Here is a 5,505-nt window from a genome sequence, read left to right as displayed (position 1 = left end):
TGTCTGATAACCGACAAAGACAACAACTATCAAATGTCGTAAGCCTAACCACCTAACTACTAACCAACTGATTGGTATGGGCACAGTAATACTGACAACTGATAACTCCCAACCAATCTCACGTTTTCTGTTTTTTCTTTTTCGCTGCTGGGAATAAAACATTGTTTAGGATGAGCCTGTACCCTGGTGAATTGGGATGCAGGTTTAAATCTGTTGGTGGATCGCCCACAATATGTTGATAATCTTCAGGATCGTGTCCGCCATAAAATGTCCATTGACCTTGTCCAAATTCACCATGAATGTATCTTGCCTCAGCACTGGTCTTGGTTTCGCCCATCACTAAAACATTAGGCTTGATTACATTTCTTCTAAAAGCAGTTGTTTGACCCATAAATCCTTTTATCACTTTTTCATGGTTTTGGGTAAGCATGGATGGCACAATATCCCATTTTGCTGAAAAATCAAAAAGAGTGAAGAAATCGTTCGTTCTATTCAGTGCTAAAGATCTTGTGGGTGTAGCATCTATTGTTGAAAACTCATTATTTAAAGGGTTTAAATCGAGGCTGAAATTCTGGAAGGCCAAAGTTTGGTTAAAATCAAGTTTTGATTGGACATTAGCTTCGGCAGGATCTCCATCAAAAACACGATCTACGATATCTATTCCGTTCGCTGCTAGTGCAATATCAATTGTTTCCGGTCCGGAGCACATGGCAAACATAAACCCACCGCCAGCGCAAAAACTTCGAATGTTTCGGGCAACCTCCAGTTTCATTTCGGATACTTTTTTGAAGCCATTTCTTTTAGCTGTGATTTCCTGTAATTTTACATCTTCAATGTACCAGCTTGCATTTTTGAAGGCGCTCCAAAAGCGGTTATACTGTCCTGTAAAATCTTCATGATGCAGATGTAGCCAATCATATTTTGGTAGTGTTCCTTTTAAGACCTCATCATCATAAAGGATTTCATAAGGTATTTCGGCATAGCTAAGTACCATAGTTACGGCATCATCCCAAGGCAATTTATTTTTTGGCGAATAGACTGCAATTTTCGGGGCTTTTTCAAGTTTTACCATTTCCATATTTACTGATGGGTCGGTAATTTCATTTAAAACGAGATTAACTTTGCCATCGCTTAATACTTCATAAGAAACTCCACGGACTTTACATTCATTTTCCATGTTCTGTGAATATTTTACTAGAAAGCTTCCGCCACGATAATTTAAAAGCCAGTCCGTTTCTATTCCATTTTTTAGTGCCCAATAGGTAATTCCATAAGCCTTTAGGTGATTTTTCTGTTCCTCATCCATAGGAATGAGAATTGAAGCAGCCCTGCACAGTGAAACAAAAAGTAAGAATAGGAGTGTTAAACGGACTTTTAGCATGTATTTTTATAATGTTAAAGATGAATTAAAGGTATAAAAAGAAGAAGATAATTATAGAATTTTAGCAATTGCTCGAAATAATTAACTTTGCCAATTATTAAATGAATTGAATTATGAGCAAAGCAATTATAAAAACTGAAAAAGGTGACATGACTGTGCAATTTTATGATAAGGATGCACCTAACACAGTTGCAAATTTTTTAAAATTGGCAAAAGAGGGTTATTATGATGGTGTGACCTTCCACCGTGTAATTAATGATTTTGTTGTTCAGGGTGGCGATCCTACTGGTACAGGTGCCGGCGGACCAGGTTACAGTATTGATTGTGAGCTGGAAGGTGAAAATCAATTTCATGACAGAGGAGTTCTGTCAATGGCTCATGCAGGTAGAAACACTGGAGGCTCCCAGTTCTTCATCTGCCATAGTCGCAATAATACTGCTCACCTTGATCGTAACCATACTTGTTTTGGTAAGGTTGTTGAGAATGTAGATGTTGTAGATGATATCCGTCAAGGCGATAAGATATTGGGAATAGAAATAATTGAAGAATAGTTAAGAGTATTTAGTACAAAGTATTTAGTATAGACCATTACTAACTACTAACTACTAATTACTAACTACTAATTACTAACTACTAACTACTAAAAAATGAATTTAAGAGGACTAGTTTCCGTTTCGGGTAAACCGGGTTTATTTAAAATGATTGGCCAGAATAAGTCTGGTTTTATTTTAGAAACATTGGATGACCTAAAGAACAAAATTGTGGTTAATATAAGTACCGCAAAGATGGCCTCTTTAGAAGATATTACCGTTTTTGGTGATAATGCTGATCTGAAGTTGATTGATATTTTTGCTAAAATGAAGGAAAGTAAAGATATACCTGATCCCAAAACTGCAGATGGTAAGGTTTTACGTGCTTTCTTTGTAGAGGTTGCTCCAGATCACGATCAAGAGCGTGTCTATGCTTCAGACATGAAAAAGATTATCACTTGGTTTAACACGATAAAGGATATGCCTTTATTCGAAGAAGCAGCACCTGAGCCTATTTCTGAAACTTCAGCAACAGCTGAAGCTATAGCTAAAAAGCCTGAACCAGTTGCCAAAGAGAAGCCAAAAGCTACAAAAGCTGCAGGGAAAAGTGCCACTAGACTATCTCAAAAATCCAAATAGGGATTAATAAAATATGGAGGGCAGAATCACTAATTGTGAGTCTGCCCTTTTCATTGCATTAGAAAAAGTAAATAATTGCCGCCCCTAAGGCAAGCCCCAATAGCACAAAAATCCAGAACTGTTTTTTTTCGTTACTAGGGTTTACATATTTGAAGCGATATTTTCGTTTGTAATCCGACATGTTATTTTAATCGTGGTGATAAGGCTCTCCCTTCAGAATGGTAAAGGCCCTATATAATTGTTCGGTAAAGAACAATCGAATCATTTGATGAGAGAAGGTCATTTGTGAAAACGATAGTTTATCATTACTTCGAGTATAAACTTCATCGCTGAACCCATATGGGCCTCCAACAATAAAAACTAAGTGCTGCTGACCACCAACCATTTTCTTATTTAAATATACGGAAAAATTTTTTGACGTCAATTCTTTCCCATTCTCATCAAGTAAAATAATATGGTCTGTGCTTTGAATGTTTTTAAAAATAAGTTCAGCCTCTTTAATTTTTTGTTGATCTCTGGATAGATTTTTTGTGTTTTTCAATTCCGGTATTTCTATAATTTGGAATGGAATATAGTGTTTTAGGCGTTTCAGATAAATGTCAATACCCTCAATCAAGTACTTGTCTTCTGTTTTTCCAATGGTAAGAAGGGTGATTTTCATTATTTTATGATGGTTACTGAGCCTGATTTTTTAATGATGTTTGAATTGAAATCAGTGGCATCAATTACATAGTAATACGTTCCAACCGGTAAGATTTCATTCTTATAAAACCCCTTCCAGTGATCAAATATATCGTTTGATAGAAATAAAGGTACTCCAAAACGATTAAATATCTGGATCCTATATGTTTTAATATTGGTTATGCTGATCACGAATTCATCATTCACACCATCATTGTTGGGTGTAAATGTATTCGGCACGAACAGGATATTATCTGCGCTTATCATAAATTGGCCTTTTACAATTGAGGCACTGCAGACGGAACTCTTAAATACAGTAAGTGTCACATCGAAATTTCCAACACTGGTGTAAATATGCTCAGGATTGGTATCTGTAGAGGTATTTCCGTCCCCGAAATCCCATAAATACGCATTAGCATCTTTTGATTCATTAAAAAAATTAACCTTTATTGGGATAGCTAATTTGGAGGGTATCCTTGGTTCCGCACGGAATGCCGCTGTAGGATTCTGATAAATTGGTGGCACAACCATGCTAATAGTCTCTGTACTGCAATTTCCTCTGCTGATTGTTACAGAATAGGTCCCGGCCACTAAGGGGCTTGTAACGGCTATTTGCGGTGCTCTTTGGTCTGATATGAAATTGTTTGGGCCAGTCCAACGGTAAACAACATCTGTTTGTGGCGGTGTGCTTAGACGTATAGTATCCGTTAAGCAAAAATCTGGTTTATTGACTGATATTATTGGTCGATCCGGACTCAGTGCAACGATTAAATCTTGGCTAAAGATACTGATACATCCTGAGTTGCCCTCGGCCTCAAGGATAATGGTTTTTACTCCCGAACTTGAATAAGTAATGGTATTAATCGGATTGCTATTGCCTGGTAAAATACTAGCACCTTCCCCAAAATTCCAGCGCAGTTTAGCAAAGTTTTGTGAACTGTTGGTAAATGTAAATGTTTGCTGTGGCGTACAAGCCTTGGTAATTGAGCTGATAAATGAAGCTATTGGAGTTTGTCCGATAAGAGGGACTGTAACTGATCTGGTGTCTGAAGTACAGCCATTGATAGTTACGCTAAGTGTATAGATACCCGCTTTGTTTGCATCATCAATTGTGATATTTATTTCTTGTAAGCTTGATGTAAACCCATTGGGGCCTGTCCATGAGTAGGACGCATTTGCCTGTAAGGGTGTGTTAAGAAGGATGTTTTCACCAATGCAATATCTCGGTTTCAGGCCATTGATCAGAGGAAGGTCAGGTTTTAGTCCAACCAGAAATGATTCGGTAATTCCAACAGAGCAACCATCGCCATTAAAAACCTGTAGAACAGCAGTTTTAAAGCCAGGGCTTGAATAACTGATTGCCGGTGGGTTAGGATCTATTGATGAAGCAATACTTGCTCCATCGCCAAAGAACCACTGTACTCTGGTATAGTTTGCCGATCCGTTACTGGTGAAGGTGAAATTCTGGTTAACGGTACATGGTTGGTTTTTAGAAAGATTGATTTTAGGTATAGGCCCTTTAAACTCACCTGTGCCACCAAACTCGAGTTTAAAACCATTATTTCCATTCGAGAAATTATCTACAAGCAGGGCATAGGTATGTCCCTGCTGCATGTCTATGTACTTCAGGTATCCATCTTGCCCTCCAAGTCCGCAGCCCGACAATTCGGAAATATCCGTCGAAGTCAGGTTCATTCCGGTTTTAAAATACAATGGCTCATTCGGACAAGCTGTATTATCCACACCATGTCCTACTGCACATCTTAACAAGGTTTTAGTACTAAAATTGCCTGAAGGTCCGAGATCGTATAATATCCAGTCGATATCATCTGTATTAACTGTTGGAGTAATATCCATGGTTAATGTACCATTGTTCGAGGCAGTCCATTTATACCAGACTGAATTTGATTCTGTACCAAGGCATGAACCGGCCGATTCAGTATTTTTTGTTCCAGCTCCTGCAACATTACTTTCTGTAAATGTTCTTTTGTCGCATAAAATAGAGGCGGTTTCAAAATCTTGCCCAGCTTTTAATGGTGCGAAATAATTATCGATACACAGTTTAAAAGTTCCTGTATTATTGTTTCTGGCACTTACCCTTATATAATAAACTTTTCCTACGATTAGGCCTCCTTTATAATAGGTAGATATTGCTGTTCCCGCAGCAAGGGATCCTACTTGAGCAGAGAATGATGTAGAGTTTCCAAGTGTATCTATTGTATAGAGCGCAATAAGCGGATTTTGAAGGGTTCCACCGGTTGTTCCCCCACCGGT

At 38.0% G+C, this 5,505-nt stretch carries 5 protein-coding genes; 2 read left to right on the top strand and 3 right to left on the bottom strand.

The genetic code is table 11. From position 1 onward, the window contains the following. Positions 1-118: 118 nt before the first annotated feature. Positions 119-1,381: an asparagine synthetase B gene (locus ACILQF_RS10030; RefSeq protein WP_395627275.1), complete on the bottom strand. Its 1,263-nt coding sequence runs from the start codon at positions 1,379-1,381 to the stop codon at positions 119-121. Positions 1,382-1,494: 113 nt separating this feature from the next. On the opposite strand from ACILQF_RS10030, the gene ACILQF_RS10025 reads away from it, so the two are divergent. Then, the gene (locus tag ACILQF_RS10025; RefSeq protein WP_090704579.1) at positions 1,495-1,932 is read left to right on the top strand and encodes a peptidylprolyl isomerase; all 438 of its coding nucleotides are present in this window, start codon (positions 1,495-1,497) and stop codon (positions 1,930-1,932) included. A gap of 96 nt (positions 1,933-2,028) precedes the next feature. Next, positions 2,029-2,550, top strand: a complete 522-nt coding sequence (locus tag ACILQF_RS10020; RefSeq protein ID WP_395627274.1) for a DUF5606 domain-containing protein — start codon at positions 2,029-2,031, stop codon at positions 2,548-2,550. A 187-nt stretch (positions 2,551-2,737) separates the two neighbouring features. Here the strand turns inward: ACILQF_RS10020 and rlmH are convergent, their stop codons facing one another. Both rlmH and ACILQF_RS10010 read right to left on the bottom strand, forming a co-directional pair. Next, positions 2,738-3,211, bottom strand: coding sequence for a 23S rRNA (pseudouridine(1915)-N(3))-methyltransferase RlmH (gene rlmH, locus ACILQF_RS10015; RefSeq protein WP_395627273.1), 474 nt, complete (start codon positions 3,209-3,211; stop codon positions 2,738-2,740). Continuing rightward, a partial coding sequence (locus ACILQF_RS10010) for a PKD domain-containing protein (RefSeq protein WP_395627272.1) occupies positions 3,211-5,505 on the bottom strand: 2,295 nt, incomplete at its 5' end. The genes ACILQF_RS10010 and rlmH, both read right to left, overlap by 1 nt.

Origin of the sequence: Daejeonella sp. (assembly GCF_044232565.1) — a bacterium.
In the GTDB taxonomy this organism is placed as follows: domain Bacteria; phylum Bacteroidota; class Bacteroidia; order Sphingobacteriales; family Sphingobacteriaceae; genus Daejeonella.
This window is presented reverse-complemented; position numbering and strand designations above follow the sequence as displayed.